At 32.8% G+C, this 16375-nt stretch carries 7 protein-coding genes; all 7 read right to left on the minus strand.

The features are described from left to right. Position 1: 1 nt before the first annotated feature. The 7 genes from ABWU45_RS02815 to ABWU45_RS02845 all read right to left on the minus strand — a co-directional run bounded on the left by ABWU45_RS02815 (position 2) and on the right by ABWU45_RS02845 (position 16067). Complete coding sequence (locus ABWU45_RS02815; RefSeq protein ID WP_353272545.1) at positions 2 to 1777, minus strand: ABC transporter ATP-binding protein; 1776 nt, start codon at positions 1775 to 1777, stop codon at positions 2 to 4. Continuing rightward, complete coding sequence (locus ABWU45_RS02820) at positions 1778 to 2767, minus strand: phytanoyl-CoA dioxygenase family protein (protein ID WP_353278266.1); 990 nt, start codon at positions 2765 to 2767, stop codon at positions 1778 to 1780. A gap of 4 nt (positions 2768 to 2771) precedes the next feature. Then, entirely contained in the window at positions 2772 to 4448 is a 1677-nt protein-coding gene (locus ABWU45_RS02825; protein ID WP_353278265.1) for a WG repeat-containing protein, read from the minus strand. Continuing rightward, positions 4409 to 6736 (minus strand): glycosyltransferase, encoded by a 2328-nt coding sequence (locus ABWU45_RS02830; RefSeq protein WP_353278264.1) that lies wholly within the window; start codon positions 6734 to 6736, stop codon positions 4409 to 4411. The genes ABWU45_RS02825 and ABWU45_RS02830 overlap by 40 nt, the downstream gene beginning before the upstream one ends. Continuing rightward, complete coding sequence (locus tag ABWU45_RS02835; RefSeq protein ID WP_353278936.1) at positions 6693 to 7646, minus strand: NAD-dependent epimerase/dehydratase family protein; 954 nt, start codon at positions 7644 to 7646, stop codon at positions 6693 to 6695. The genes ABWU45_RS02830 and ABWU45_RS02835 overlap by 44 nt, the downstream gene beginning before the upstream one ends. A gap of 125 nt (positions 7647 to 7771) precedes the next feature. Further along, positions 7772 to 8521: an NTP transferase domain-containing protein gene (locus tag ABWU45_RS02840; protein WP_353278938.1), complete on the minus strand. Its 750-nt coding sequence runs from the start codon at positions 8519 to 8521 to the stop codon at positions 7772 to 7774. 121 nt (positions 8522 to 8642) lie between these two features. Then, entirely contained in the window at positions 8643 to 16067 is a 7425-nt protein-coding gene (locus ABWU45_RS02845; protein ID WP_353278939.1) for an ankyrin repeat domain-containing protein, read from the minus strand. Positions 16068 to 16375 lie beyond the last annotated feature (308 nt).

The raw sequence follows: 16375 nt of genomic DNA on the forward strand, positions 1-16375 counted from the left end.
CTTATTTTTTGCCATTCAAACAACCAATTTGAGCATTCCAAAGTTCTTTATAAAGACCGTGTTTAGAAACTAGTTCAGCGTGTTTACCATCTTGGACAATTTTTCCTTTGTTAAATACTAGAATTCGGTCCATGTGTAAAAGTGTAGAAATACGGTGTGCTATAGTAATCGTAGTTTTATTTTGCATCAGTTTAAATAAACTCATTTGAATTGTTTTTTCTGTTATAGAATCTAACTGACTAGTTGGTTCATCGAGAAATAGTATTGGAGCGTTTTTTAAAAATGCCCTTGCTATTATTATTCTTTGTCTTTCTCCTCCAGATAGCTTGATGCCTTTTTCTCCGACTGTAGTTCCATATTGATCTGGTAGAGTCATAATGAAATCGTGAATACCAGCCAGCTTTGCAGCTCTCATTATTTCTTCGATAGTAGATTGAAGTTTACCATATATGATGTTTGCTAAAATAGTATCATGAAATAACAATGGGTCTTGAGGTATTACAGATATTTGTTGCCTCAAAGAACTCTGTGTAACTTCTGATACTATTTGATTATCAATCTGTATATTACCTTTTTTAACATCAAATAGCCTTAGGATTAAGTTTATAAAAGTAGATTTACCACCTCCAGAATAACCAACTAGACCTACCTTTTCGCAAGGATTAATGGTAACTGAAAAATCTTGAAATAATGACTCCTGACCTTCATAAGAAAAAGAAACATTATTAAACGTTATTCTTCCACTTAATAAATTTAATTCTTTAGCATTTTTCTTATCTTGAATTTCTGGTACAGTAGTTAAGATTGGCAATGCATCTGAAACTTTGCCGAAATGAGTAGAAAATTGGGTAAGATTCCTAGTTAGATGGTTAAGAAACTCTATAATCGATATATTAATTCCAAGTACAAGAGCAATATCTCCTATTGCGATCTTGTTCAATTGATAATCATGAATTAAAAAATACAAGTTTACTGCTTGGAGTATATCGAATGAATAGCCATATATAAACCAAAGACAAAAGTATGCCCACTGCAATTTTCTCTCTGCAATAGTTCTTTTCTTGCATATTTGAAAAAATTTGTGTCTCTCATGTGCTTGCTGAGAAAATAGCCTTACTGATATAACATTTAAAATACTATCTGCTATACTAGCTATTACTTGTGAATTTTGTTTAGAGTAATTATCAGCTAGTTCAGTAAGTACACGAAAGCTGAAAATCGAGACTAAAATAAAAATGCTTACCCAAGTGAATGTAGCGATTGCAAACTTTATGTTTACTAATGATAAGGTATAAATAGCTAAGACTAATGCTATACTGTAACCGAAAAAACAATCTATAAGCAATCTTATTAACTCTATCACACTATCCATTAAGCTACTGACCTTATGTACTAAGCTTCCAGATAAATTGTTCTGATAATAGGAATGGTCTTGTTGGAGTAGCCTACAAAAAGATATATCAGCTATTTTTTGACGCATTAAGGTAAACATTCGAATGTCAACAAAATAGCCATAGAATCTAAAAGCAGTAGTGATAAGTAATGCCATGCCAAGATAAGCGCTTACAGGTAATAAAAGATTTTCAATTACATTACCTTCCTGATATTTTACAGCTGTATCTAGAATATTTTTTACTAAATACTTTCTAAAAGACAAATCAACAGCTACCACCAGAGCAACTAAAGACATTATAAGTACATTAAGCTTGAATTTAGATACTATATTCAAGATGAACATCAATACACATTTGAAGCTATCAACTCTACTTCTGTTCATTTACAATGCTAGCTCCACTACTTTGACTTTTTTATTGAGAAATACAAGTAGTGAAAACCATAAATTTTTGTATATTTTTCCTGAGATGTCTCCAGCATCATGTAGTGCTGATGCTTGATTTAGAATAAGCAGCTTATATAAATCTCGCTTAGCCTCAGTAGTGTCGATCTCAGAAATATTTGTAGTTGTGTCTGTAATAAAGGCTAACCAGCTCTTGATAAGTTCTTCCATGTTTTTTGCTTTTATACTTTCCTGGTAGCCAAACAATGACAAGCATTCTCTCAGTATAGATTCTGTTAACTCACCACAATTGAGTATACCAAAAACTGAAGGCTGAGGTTTTGGCACATAGGGAAGGTCTTGATCTTTTATAATCCACCTTGTTACATAAGCAAATCTATCTTTAGCATCTGTATTCTTATCACTACCATGCCATAACCGTGAATCAAAAACTATCGCATCTCCTGCTGAAATAGGTAGTGACTTAATTTTATAATTTTCTCGGTTATTTGAGTACTGATCAAAGAAATATGGGTACCAAAAATCAACTAAAGGCTGTATTTCCCATTTATGACTGTTTTCTATAATTTGCAGTGCACCTGAAGTTTCACTGACATTATTCAAAGCTAACCAAACAGAAAAGTGGTAAGGACCATTGAAACTATAGGAGATGTCTTGATGGAAGGGAACTGCATCTATTAAATCAGCAGTTTTACATATAACATTTGATTTTTTCTGCAGTATCTGACACTGAAGTGACTTTTCAAGGTAATTTTTAATAATTTTATCTAATGCTTGAGAGATAATTCTAGTTACTCGAGATGACGTGCCCCATCTGCCGGTACAGTTTAAGTAGTCAGAAGTTGAAACACTTAGTTCTTGGGATAGCTTTGATATCTTATTTGTTATATCACTTAAAGACTGAGTTATTAGCTCTAAAGGAACCAGATTTTTGATAATAAAAAAACCATTTTTTTGTAATGTTTCCATATGATTAACACCTGACATCAATAACTGATAAGTAATCTGTTAAAGGTATAACAGCAAAAATTTTGAATCCTTTTACTTGTTTGAGTATTTTTTCCCAATCGCTTAATGTTCTTAGTTTACCTCCTGTTTCAACCATGACATTAATATCTACAGAGCCTCCAGCTGGAGAGCGGTAATCTAAAATAGTTTCTATCAATAAAATACGAGATATTCCTTTGACCAATTTTAAATAAGATAATACTTTATCATCATCATAATGCTGTAGAAAGCGGCAAAAGACACCTAATTCATAATTTGTAGCTGATAGTTCTTCCTGAGTTATAAGTTTGACTTTTAAATTTTCTACTAACTGTCTTGGCACTTTATGTTCGTTATATAGGCCTATGGAACCTTTATTGTGTATATCAGAATAAGCAAGAAATAAAGAGTGTACACCAAATAGCAATATATTCTTAGCATCATCTATATTAATTCTAGAATTAAACTCTTTAGTATCAAACCTAGAATATCCTAGCAATGCTTGGTAAAATGCTATTTTCTTATCTTCTGATGCTTCTCTTTCCTTAAAAGATTCAAATGAAGAGATAGACTTCTGTTTTAGTATATCGGCCATCTTTAACCAATTCTTTTCAGCGGCAACTCTTGCCCACATCGTTGCTGCTTTTGGCAAAAATGGTATTTCCTTAAAACACTTACCTTTTGATGATAGTTGCCATAAGTCCTTGTCCTTATCGTAATCAATAAACCCTATTTCCCACAACGCCCTTAACAGCCTTTCTAGATTTGGTACGATAATGTTTAACTTTTTAGATAAAACTGGCGTAGTTGCAGGTAAAATATTTAACAAATCAAGTTCAATAGCAACGCTTGTTAGGTAAGTTTTCCAAAAGGCTGAAAGTTCTGCAGAAATCCTATGCACTTGAGATTCTTTACCTAAATCAAAAATACTAAACTTTACATTTCCGGTAATATCGATTTGTCCTAACACACCTTCAAAAGTTTCAACTTTTGCCATCCCATTATAAAATGCTTCTACCATTTTAAATCTCTGCTGGTAAACAGGATCACCATTAATATCTATATGAAACCAACCATGTTGATCTTCTGCAATAGAATACCCTTTATGAAAAACATTAAGTTTTTTATACCATTTATTATGTACTAACTTTCCATGATGATTAATATGTGTAGCTTTACTATCCTTATAGACTACAGCGATACCATCCTTAAAATCTCCAACATAATCATATTCCTCCTGATAAATCCTGTTGCCATTTAAATTAATATGAAAACATTTATCATGTCTTCTAACTACACAAGCATCTTCCTGATAATTTCCAATCCATTGATAAGACTGTTTGTATACTCTACATCCAGATGAATCAATATGGTAACACCCTGTATCATCTTCTACGGCTGCTCTATTAAAGTAGAATCCAAAAGTTTTCAGAAATCTATTATGATAAACTGCTTCTCCTCTTACATTGATATGATAAGCACCTGTCTGATCATAAACCGGTGCAAGACCGGGCTCATGAAATTTACCAACCTTTATAAACCTATTTTCATATAAAGGATTTCCTAGCAACTCGTGAAAGCTCTCACACGGTGAAATTTTAATAGATTTAAAATTATCTTTGATTAATTGATCAAAGGTTTTCTCATGTTGCATGTTTTGCATAATTTGTAATTTAAATAATTCTTTTGTAAGCTTAGGTACTCACTACTCTGCCATATTTCCTCGAGTTTAACCTCATTAACATTACCAAAATTTCCTAATGTCTTACGGAGTTCATCTGGAGCACAGCAAGGACTAAACTTTCCTTCATTGTTTATCCATGCTTCTTTACCTAAAAATGGGCATTGACCACCTGGAGCCAAATCCTTAATACCTTCTTGAGAAAGGATTGTAAAATTTTCTAATTTTATCTTTTTACCATTTGGCAATAGCATATTATCTCTAAGCTCATATAACCTTCTTACCTCTGTATTCCATCTACTAATTGCTAATTCATCTCTTCTCATAGATAGATCCTTAATTTCCTCAAAATGTGCCCAAAGATGATGTCCTTTAACTCTATCTATGCCATTTTTTATGGCCATCTTAACTATGTCATAGAGTTCATGTAAATTACTTTCCAAAAATGTTAATTGTAAAGTAACGGTACACCTTTCACCTGTATCGCTAAAGTATTTATCTCTAACTTCAAGGAAAGTTTTTAAATTTTCTGTCACTACTTCCCATTTTGAACCTTTCATGATTTTTTCATGAGTTTCTTTAGTTGCCCCATTCCAGGAAATCTTAACATCAGACAAAATTGGTACCAATAATTCAGCCCATTTTCTAGCTCCTTTAATAGGAAAAGAACCATTGGTTGTGAGGTTAAGCTTAAGGCTGAACTCATGGCACAAATTGATTATTTCATCAAAGCTTTTATACATTAAAGGCTCACCCATAGTAGAAGGAATGATTTCCCTTAAAGGTGTGCCAGCTGCTTCCTTAATTACTTTTCTGATAGTTTCTATCGACAGTATCTTAGGTTTTATTCCTTTAGCTTTCTTTTCTTCTTTAACTTTGCTGTATGGTGAAAAACATTCACACATTATACAAGCAAAATTGCAGTAATCTGGATTAGTATCAAAAGTAATTCTCCAAGGACCAGGTTTCAAAGCTACTGACTTGCCTTTCTTTTCAATAGCATTACGGTAAATCTTGTTAAGTTTCTCACTATGCTCACTTATAGAAGGTATATTTCCATTTTCAGTATAAGGATAGCCTTTTTGGGTAAGTTTACTATATAACCCCTGATCTGTAGATAGGATTTGCATTTTTTCTGATAAACTACTTGCATCTCTGTGCTTAAATAATAGTCCATCTCTTACATATTCTGCCATACCACCATAATCGGCTGTTATAACTGGTATTCTAAGTTGCTGTGCTTCATGTATTACTAACGGTGAATTTTCACCCCAAATTGAAGGAACGACTATTGCATCAACTTTATTAAATACGTCAGTAACTATATTCTTATTATCATAACTTCCCATCCACTCTATTCTTTCTTTAACAACAGGTGAAAACTGATCGGCAATTGCTTTTAAAGCTTTAGTTTCTTCTCTTGCTGCTCCCCAAATTCTAAGTTTTGCTTTAGATGGTAAGTGAGAAAAAGCCTTTAGTAATAGGTCAACACCTTTTTCGGGAGTATGAGTACCAATATAACCGAAAATAAACTCTTTTTCTTGTACTCTATTTCTATTCTTAAGACGATTGAGATCAAAACCATAATCAAGATAAGAAATTTTGTTTATCGGAACATTAAAATCCTGAGTAAATTTATCCATCAAGAATTTCGATGGGGAAATAAAGTAATCTATATAGTCTATTATTTTCCTTGTGTACTTCATTCTAGTTGCAACCCATTGTTCCCAATAATTTAGGTCTAAATTCAGGAATTCTTCATCTCCTGTAAAATATCCCTTGTAACATTGGGTTGCACATTTTTGATCCTTTTGTCCATCACAAAGCCGTAATAAATCTTCAGAATTACGTTGAATAAACCTTCCTCTTGGACACATTAACCAAAAGTCATGTAGCGTAAAAATTGTAGGTATATTTTCTTTAAAAGCAATTTCTGGTAAAGTAATTGATAGATGATTAAGATGACCAAAATGTATAAGATCTGGTTGAAAGTTATCTATTACTATTTTAAATTGTATATCTACTTCTTCATTGATAAATTTGTAACGATATTTAGCTGTGGGTATATTAATTAAATGCAGTAAGATTCGAGAGTCACTACTATCTAGGACTGTAGTGTAATAAAAATCAGGTAAAAAGCTATTTTCATACCTAGTAAATACTTGTACCTCATTGTTATTTGCTAGTTCATGAGCAAGAGTTTGGCTGTAAACCTCTGAACCAGCACTATAATAAGGAGGGTAACCATGAATAATTTTTAATATTTTCATATATTACCATATCTATATTGTTAGGATACTCTTGTATATTGTTTTGTAGACTTTTTATAAAATTGCTTAATCCTACTTCTAATGAATGCTTTGGAGACCAACCAAGTAGCTCTTTGGCTCTAGTAAAATCACCATGGAACTTAGTTACGTCAAAATTTCTTGGAGGATAAAAATCAATTCTAGAATCACTTTTCGTGACTTTTAATATTGTTTTTGCTAAGTTTTCTAAAGTACATGGGCTATTAGTAGTAAGATGAATAGCAGGAAGGGAAGATTTTTCGCTTTGTAAATATTTAACAGTTAAGCATATACCCTCTATAACATCATCCAAATAGGTAAAATCAAAAACACATTCTTTACCTTCTATTTTAATTGGATCACCTCTTAATGCATTAATACAGAGTGCAGGAATCACTCTACTGTTATGATCTAGTAAACCACCGTATACATTTGAAAAGCGTAATATTGCTACATTAAAATCTTTTGAACTTGTTATTTGTTCCTCAATAAATGCTTTACCTTTGGCATAATTATTTATTGGATCGATACTAGCAGATTCTGTAACCGGCAGTTTCTTCTGCTCTCCATAGACTTCCCTACTACTTGCATATATAAACCACGGTTTATTTGAAAGTGACTTACATAACCCTAAAAACTGCATTGTACCATCAACATTAATTTTTTTACACAGTTCAGGATAAAGTTCACCATGTATAACTCGAGAAATTGCAGCCAGATGAATAATTCCTGTACACTTAGCAAGTAGTGGTACTATATCTTCTGAAAAAAAACTGAGTGGATTGTTGTTAAACCTAATATCACAGCTTATTACTTCATGGCCCTGGTTTTCTAACTTTTTCACCAAGGTTGACCCTATCAAACCTGCAGCACCTGTTATTAATATCCCCATGTATACCCTCTCACTACAACTAGGAAAATTTGTCGTACCAATTATCTTACAAGTAAGAATCAAAAGGTATTATAAAACCAGTATAAAACAAATGTCAACTTAAATTAATGAATAAAAAAATGTAATTATGAAAGAAAAGTTGGCTGCCTTCTTTCTTGAAAATAGTGTTCGGCTTTAATCAAATCCTCCTTATTATTTACTCCCATTGCTTCTCTTTCATCAGAAACTACATAACCTACACTCAAGTTATTGTTTGCTGCAATGGGCACTATATCATTAAGACAATATTCATTGGTCGAATTATTAAATTTTATTTCTTTTACTAAGGTAAAGAGATCTTTAGCATATGAAGCTATTATTCCAGAGTTTGCAAGAAGCATTTTATCTCCATTTTTTAGGATTTTTTGAACATTGCCGTAATTATCAATTACTAATCTTCCATATTGTTCATCTTGACTATTGAATCCAAGAAGAACTAAATTATTATACTTTAAACAATCAGTCATTTTCATAACTGTATCGCTAGATATAAAAGGAGTGTCTCCATACTGTATTAAAACTATGTCTTGATCAGATAACTCCTCCAGATTTTCTAGAGCAATTTTAACTGCAGTGCCAGTGCCTGTAATATCTTCTTGAATTATTAGTTTTATATTGTATTGATCGATTATACTTTTTAGAGTATCAAAGTTTTCTAAATCTTTTAGAAGGGAGTTGTTAACAACAATTGATAAGCTTTTTAGACTCAGCGATTTTGCATTAGAAATTATATGTTCTAAAAGAGTAAGATTTCCCACTTGGTGCAACGCTTTTGAATATTCAGAATTCATTCTACTGCTCTTTCCTGCTGCTAATATTATCAAAATTTTACTCATACATAACTCAGGAATTGATTAGGTAGTAAGTTAATTTATAATTAGTAAGATGTAAAGTCCACTGTAATTTTTATATATTTTCTAGATCTTGGCACCCTCATTAGAGTTTCATTTAAGAGAGCTATAACTTTAAACTCTTTACTCGATTTTCTACGCTGACATCTTGTAAACTCTGATCTGGACTTTTTAATATTTCTAATAATCTACTTGCAAGGTTTGAGTGTTTATTGATTACTGCAACCTGGACTAATGACTTGCCTTGATCATCACGAGCATTTGTTACAGCTACGCGCTCATCGGGTTTTATTGCTCTCAGCTTACTGATAATTTCAACATTACCATTTTTTGCATTCTCAAACAGCTCTTCTACTAATTTCAATAGGTTAGTAATATTTTGGTCTCGAGAAAGATCAAGTGGTATTTTACCTTCCTTATTCTTGATGTTATAAATTGCACCATGTTTTAATAAAGATTTTACAACTTCCAAGGAGCCACCTTTAGCTGCAACATGAAGTGATGTAGTACCACTAGAAGTAGTTTTAGCATTAACAAAGTCATTTAATTTATCACGACTGATATGTTGTAACAGAACCTCAACAATTTCTTTGTAACATTTGGAAGTAGCAGTGTGTAATGGTGTATTACCTTTATTAGTAACTTGACTAACATTAGCTCCATTTGTTAGTAAGATGTTTACTATATCTATGTGTCCATTGCTAACAGCGTAATGCAACGGTGTTCTTCCATCAATATCTTTATCGTTGGCATCAGCTCCATCTTTTAACAGACGCTGAACAGTTCGTATATCACCTTTACTAGCAGCAATGTTGATATCTTTCTGCAGATGCTGGAGAACCTCTGATGCTTCGCTACCCTCAAGCTTAAATCTAAAATTAATCATCTCTATCTTTTTTAAAATATCTAAAACACTCGGATGACTTGGTCCAAAAACAGCTTTTCTTTGATCAAAACTTTCTCTGTAGACTTTAAGTGCGCTGATCCATTTCCCTTGAGCAAAAAGTACATTTGCTATGTTGTATTGAGTATTCAAGGTTTCTGGGTGATTTTGTTGTAAAGCTTTTTTCTGTATATTTAAAACCTCTTGAAAAGCTTTCAAGGCTTCATGATATTTATTTTGATTGAAGAGTACCCCAGCAATGTTATGTAACGTTCTCAAGGTATCAGCATGATTAATACCTAAAATTATTTTCTTCTTTTCAAAAACCTCTTTATAGATTTTTAAGGACTCTTCGTATTTACCTTGGTTAGCTAGTACCATTGCTATATTATTTTTGGCACTCACAGTGGCTAGATCATGTGTACCTAGTGTTTCTTTCCTCTTTTCAAAAACTGCCCTATTGATATTTAACGCTTCTTCATATTTTCCCTGTTTATCTAATACTAATGCCATGTGAAACTGAGTATTTAAGGTATCTGAATGATTTGACCCTAGTATTTCCTTTTGTCTCTGATAGACTTCTTGATAAATATTAAAAGCTTCTTCATCTTTCCCCTGTCTATGCAGCACTAAAGCGATTGTACTTCTTGTACTTAAAGTATCCTTATCGTTTAAACCCAGCATTTCTTTTTGTTTCTGAAAAATCTCTTCAAGCATATTTAAAGCTTCTTGGTAAATTCCTTGCTTATATAGCACTTTGGCTATATATGTCTGAATATCTAAAGTACCAGGATTGTCTGGTCCTAGTATTTCTTTTCTTCTTTCAAATGCGCTTCTGAAAATACTTAAGGCTTTTTGGTAATTGCCTTGATTCAAGAGCACTAAAGCTGTATCAATCTGAGCGGATACGTCACTTTGCGATATCTGCTTCAACTGCTCGACTTTTGAAAAGTTACTATGTACTGCAGCAACTACTAACGTTTTGTTCTCTCTATTACGAGCACTCATCACTGCTTTTACTGTATCAATATCCTTTATCTTATTTAGGTCATTAATAACTTGAGCATTACCATCTTTAACCTTTTTAAATGATTCACTGACTAGTTTAAATAAGCTAGTTATACTTTTATCCACAGTAAAATCTGATGGTGTTTTCCCACTGTCAGAGACAGCATTGTATACTGCACCATTAGACAATAGGGCCTTTACAACTTTTAAGTGAGAGAACTTAGCAGCATAATGCAGAGGAGTAAACCCCTTGTTACCAACCACATTAGGATTAGCTTTATTTTGTAATAGAATATTGACAACTCCATCATAGCCCTTCCATGCAGCATAATATAATGGTGTTACACTATCAGCATTTTTGGCATTAACAAACGCTCCTGCTTGAATGTAATTCTCAACCTCTGAAGAGCTATTACGTTTTACAGCCTCAAATAATTTCTCAGTTGATGCTAATAGATTGATAACGTCTTTATCGTTAGTCATTTCTAATGGTCTTCTACAAAGCTTGTCAACAGCGTTATAAACTGCACCATTTTTTAATAAAACTTCAATAACGTCTTTATAACCAAAATTAGCAGCAATATGCATAGGGGTTAAGCCATTAGTATCTTTAGCATTAACGTCAGCACCTTGTGCTATCAAATACTTTACAACTTCTAACCGACCTTTCATTGCAGCATAGTGTAGTAATGTCTGGTTAGCTGCACCAAGCTCATTAATACTCAACCCCTTGCTAAGGAAAAACTCTACGGTATTTTTATAACCTTCTCTAGCTGCAATGTGTATAGGCTTTGATCCAGAGGCATTTTTAGCATTAATATTAGACCCTTCATCTACTAGACATTTTACCATTTCCAAGTTACTTTCCTGTGAAGCAATGTGCAGTATAGTCCAATCATCATTGCCTTTAGCATTCATATCTACTTTTTTATACTGCAGTAACATTTTAACCACTTGCAAATGACCATGTGACACTGCTAATTCTAAAGATGTTCTACTCTTATTGTCTTTAACATTAATTTTTGCTCCATTACTTAATAGGACTTCAACAACATTATCATGGCCGTGTCCTGCAGCTATATGTAGCGGAGCACTTTCAACATTTACAATGTTAACATTAGCCCTATTTGCTATCAAAGTTTCAGCAATTTCCCCATGACCTTCTTGTGCTGCAAGATATAACGGTGTTGTACCATTAATAGTCATAGCATCAACATTAGCTCCTTTTGTTATCAGAGCATTTACTATCTCCTTATCACCTCTTTTAGCAGCCAAATGCAATAGTGTAGTATTTTCAGGACCTTTTGTGTTAACATAAGCTTTATTTCTTAGCAAAATCTCTACAATATCTCTGTAGCCAGCAAGAACTGCGAGTAATAAAGGTTCACCACCTTCTACATTAACACTAGCTCCATTTGCTATAAGAACTTCGACGATTTCCTTATGATTATATTTAATAGCAGAAAGCAATGGTGTTAGGTTATTGCTCTTAACATTAACATTGGCTCCATTTGCTACCAGAATCTCAACGATTTCCTTATGACCTGCTTCCACAGCTACATGTAATGGTGTACTGCCTGCAATACCTTCCTCGTTAACTTTAGCTTTATTTTTTATTAAAAGATTAACAACGTCTTTATGGTCTTCTACAACAGCTGCATGTAACGGTGTAAGACCATAATTAGCTTTAGCATTTACTTCAGCTTTATTTTTTATTAGGAAAACAACAGCATCTCCACGGCCATTTAGAGCAGCTGAATGTAATGGTGTCATACCATCATTAGTTCTAGCATCGACTTCAGCTTTATTTTTTATCAAGAGATCAATAACATCTTTGCTACCGTTCATAGCAGCTGCATGTAATGGTGTACTACCCTTAATGTCTTGAGCTCTAACTTCAGCTTTATTTCTTATTAGGAGTTCAATAATATCTTTGTGACCTTTCAGAGCAGCTACATGTAATGGTGTTAGATTATTATTGGCTTTATCATTGACTTCTACTCCATTTTTTATTAAAAGCTCAGCAACTGCCTTATGACCACTCTCTGCTGCATAGTGTAATGGCGTAGCATTATTTTTATCTTTAGCGCGAATGTTAACCCCATGCTCAAGAAGAGCAACAACTATCTTCAAGTGGCCACTCTGCACTGCAAAATGTAGTGGGGTTATACCTTCCACAGTGGCAATACTAGCATTTGCCTTATTTGTCAGTAAAGCCTTAACAATTTTCTCATGTCCATCTTTTGCTGCGTAGTGCAAAGGTGTGTTATTATAGGTTTTGTCAACAACATTAACATTAGCTCCATGCTTCAATAAAATATTAGCTATCTTTTCATGACCGTTTTCTATTGCATAGTGTAATGGTGTACAACCATTTATGACACTAGCATTAACATTTGCCCCTTTCAGAATTAAAGCGTTTACTATTTCCAGATGGCCATTAAACGCCGCTGCATGTAATGGTGTCCAATCTCTGTCATTTCTAGCATTAACGTCTGCCTTATTTTGAAGTAAGAAATTAACTAACTCCAGGTGACCACTTTCTGCAGCTTCATGCAATGGAGTAAAGCCACCCATGGCCTCATTAATATCAACATTCGTATCTTTTTCTAGTAGAACCTTAGCAACATTAACATGATTATTTCTTATTGCATAATATAAAGGTGAAAGACCACTCATATCTTGAGTAACAGTACTGGCTTTATTTTTTAATAAAACCTCAACAGTATCCTTGTGACCATTTTGGGCTGCAATGTGTAGTGGTGTTTTGCCATGATTATCTGCATCATCAACATATAAACCAGCTTCCCCTACAAAAAACTTCACAATATTTTTTCTTCCATGTGCAGCAGCGATCTGTAGTGGGCTTTGACCATTAATATCTTTAACATTAACGTCTAAATTTTGATTAAGAACAAATTTTACAATTTCAAGACTAGGTCCCTTAGCAGCAAAATGTAATGTAGTCCATAAGTTAATACTTCTAGCATTGATGTCTGCTCCTTTTTTGAGATAACTCTTTAAGTCTTCGAGATTCCCTTCTTCCAATGCGACAAACATTCTTTCCTGATTAGTAATAGTAATAAGACCTTGATCGTATTTATCCTTCAATTTGGAAGGATCGTCTCTCACTAACTTGCCAACTTTTTTCTTACTTTTCATTATGTTTTCTGAAGTAAGTTTTTTAGCGTTTAAGATAACTGCTATTGAGGGATCAGATAACAATACATCAACCAAGGCATTATCGTGTGCTAAGTGATTACGCAAACATTTTCCAGTTAGTAAAGGAGTATTCTCATCTAAGAAAAGTAAATTGTTTTCTAGATAATTCTTTGAGGTGCCTAAGATTGACATTATATCCAGAACAAGCATTTCTACTACTGCTTGCAATTTCTTATTACTCTTATAGGAAGGGAGTTTTTCAATTAATTTACCACTCAATGCGTTATTCCTTAAAATACTTTTCAGTTCAGATAGCTTCAGTGCAAGTTGGTTATTATATTTTTCTTCTGTTATATTGTAAGTCTTCTTTTGTTTGTATGCAGGAATAAAAGAACCTTTCTCATTCAACTTTTCTCTTAATTCCTCAATCCATTTGATATCACCTGTTCCAAATTCAGCAATATAAAAAATTTCGCAAGTTAATCTATTTACTTCATCAAGGTTGTCTTCTTGTATTCTTGACTTAACACTATGAGAAATCTTCTTCGATAGCTCAGCAATCTCTTTAAGGCTGTGAGATTCTATTCGGGGAACAATATTCTCTAATGTTTTATTAGCACGAAATTTCATTCCCCTAATAACGTTATGGTCAATCTTATTATCACTAAAGCCAATACTTAAACTCTTTAATAATGCAAACCCTGTAATATAATCAGTTCTGATATTTTCTGATTGAGTTCCTGCACAATTGATTATGTTATTAATTTTATTAAACAGCTCTTGCTCGTGACTTGTCTTTTCAGTTACACTATTGCTTAGTTCTGCAATGAGCTTTTTAAGCTTTTCGTGTTCCATTGTTACAAAGTTTCCTGAGGTTATTTCATCTAATTTAGCGTTGCTAAACGCTTCGGTGACTTCTTTTATCTCATCCAAGTTCTCACTATTAATAATTTTTCTTAGAAGTATTCTGACAGTTTTAATTTTGTTGTCATAAAGAATACTAGTAATCACATCACCAACTTTCTTAGTGTCATTTTGAACACCAATAAAAAAATTAACATCTGTATTTTCCTCAATCTCTGTTCTTTTAGAGAGTGAATAAGCATGTGATAGTGAGTTACGTAAATCTATAATGACTTCTCTTGTGTTCTTTGGTAATGATAGTAGAAGAAGCTCGCTTGTAGTGCTAGATAACTTGGGAGATTCTAGAGTGTTTTTTAAATATTCACCAATAACCTGTAAAACCCTTGTAATAATTAACTGTCCTTCCCTTTCTTTAGGATTAGCTGATAATGCCAACTTTATATAATCACTTATTTTCTCTAAAGAATGAATATCCCTAATTTGTTGATAATCGCTATACAACTCTCCAAATTGAGGATAATTGCTAACGATCTCTGCAACAACCCTCTCACGTTTTAACTTCGGGAGATCAGCAAATTTACCAATGTCCACACCTTCTATAATATCTTTTTCTTCTTTAAGTTTCTTTGCAAAATTTTCCAAGTGGTCTAGTATTTTACTTTTATTCAATGTGGCATTATAGAATAGATTCATTTCCTGTCGTTTTATGTGAGAAGAAACAAAACTGATCAAACAAAATTCCATTTCTTCCCAAGGTAGTCTATCGTAGGTTGATTTCAACTGCCGCTTTAATATATGAATATTTTGTGCAATAAATTTTGCTATGAATAAAAACTTTTCATCTACTTTTTCTGTGTTTGAATACTCTGCCTTTAACAGGCTAATATTTTGAAGTACTAACTCAATCCGCTCTCTTATGTTATTAAGATAACTCTTCACATTCTGATCTTGTCCAGAAGCACTAGAGAAAAAACGGAGGTTTATCAACTTATTTTCAACAAAAATTTCTATCTCTTCTGACAAGAATACGTTCTTTAGTTTTAATTCCTCATAAGCTCGTGAAAGAATTTCATCTAATTCCCTGAAATGAACAGCAAAATAATTACCTGGCCATTTATTAATGAGTGTATCAAGAAGTTCAACATTACCTGAACGTATAGCATAATAAAACGCATTATGGCATGTTTCATCCTCATCATCTGGTAATATAGTAGTTTCTCTGATGCCAACAGATAAATTACTGAGAATTTTACTATTATTGCCAAGTAGGTATTCTAAAATCTTTACCTTATTGTGTTTACAAGCTAAGATAACTAAGTTAGTACTCTTAACAGGATTGTTAGCATTATCATAATAGTCTCTCAAAGTTACTTGATCTTCTGCATCAGTTATGTAATCAATAAAATTGCTTAATTTTTTTAAGCTGTCGACATTACCATCTGATATTGCCTCTTCGAGTTCAGTTAAAACCAGGAGATAAAGTTCTTCAGCTTTTGCTTTTCTGCGGTAGAGCTTTTTATATTCTCTAATAAACTCCTCTTTTGATGTGTAAGAACGTGATAAAAACTGTTTATCTTCTTGATAAAAACTGGTTTGTTGTTTAGGTACATGCATAAACCCTCTCTGAGATATATTTACACCAGTATTAGAATAGCAAAGTTTACTTAATATGGCAAAAATTAAAATAGCATCTTTTGTTAATAAAATATTTTTGAGAGAATATCTACTAATCCTGCAATTTCAGGACGAAAAGCCTTCACAACATTTGATTTTGGGTGTGGGAAATGTGTTGGTTGTTTAAATTTTTAGTAACACCTACTAATAATAACCCGTTTGAAAACAACAAAGAGAAATGATGATCAACTTACATAAAAAAGCACTAAGTTTAGTGTTTTGGCATTATAGCAATCTCTTATGTATCA

The organism is Wolbachia endosymbiont (group B) of Longitarsus flavicornis (assembly GCF_964028135.1).
In the GTDB taxonomy this organism is placed as follows: Bacteria; Pseudomonadota; Alphaproteobacteria; order Rickettsiales; family Anaplasmataceae; genus Wolbachia.

Coding starts and splice junctions, on each gene's coding strand:
- ABWU45_RS02845 (WP_353278939.1), bottom strand. CDS start 16,067: ATGCATGTACCTAAACAACAAACCAGTTTTTATCAAGAAGATAAACAG.
- ABWU45_RS02830 (WP_353278264.1), bottom strand. CDS start 6,736: ATGAAAATATTAAAAATTATTCATGGTTACCCTCCTTATTATAGTGCT.
- ABWU45_RS02835 (WP_353278936.1), bottom strand. CDS start 7,646: ATGGGGATATTAATAACAGGTGCTGCAGGTTTGATAGGGTCAACCTTG.
- ABWU45_RS02820 (WP_353278266.1), bottom strand. CDS start 2,767: ATGGAAACATTACAAAAAAATGGTTTTTTTATTATCAAAAATCTGGTT.
- ABWU45_RS02825 (WP_353278265.1), bottom strand. CDS start 4,448: ATGCAAAACATGCAACATGAGAAAACCTTTGATCAATTAATCAAAGAT.
- ABWU45_RS02840 (WP_353278938.1), bottom strand. CDS start 8,521: ATGAGTAAAATTTTGATAATATTAGCAGCAGGAAAGAGCAGTAGAATG.
- ABWU45_RS02815 (WP_353272545.1), bottom strand. CDS start 1,777: ATGAACAGAAGTAGAGTTGATAGCTTCAAATGTGTATTGATGTTCATC.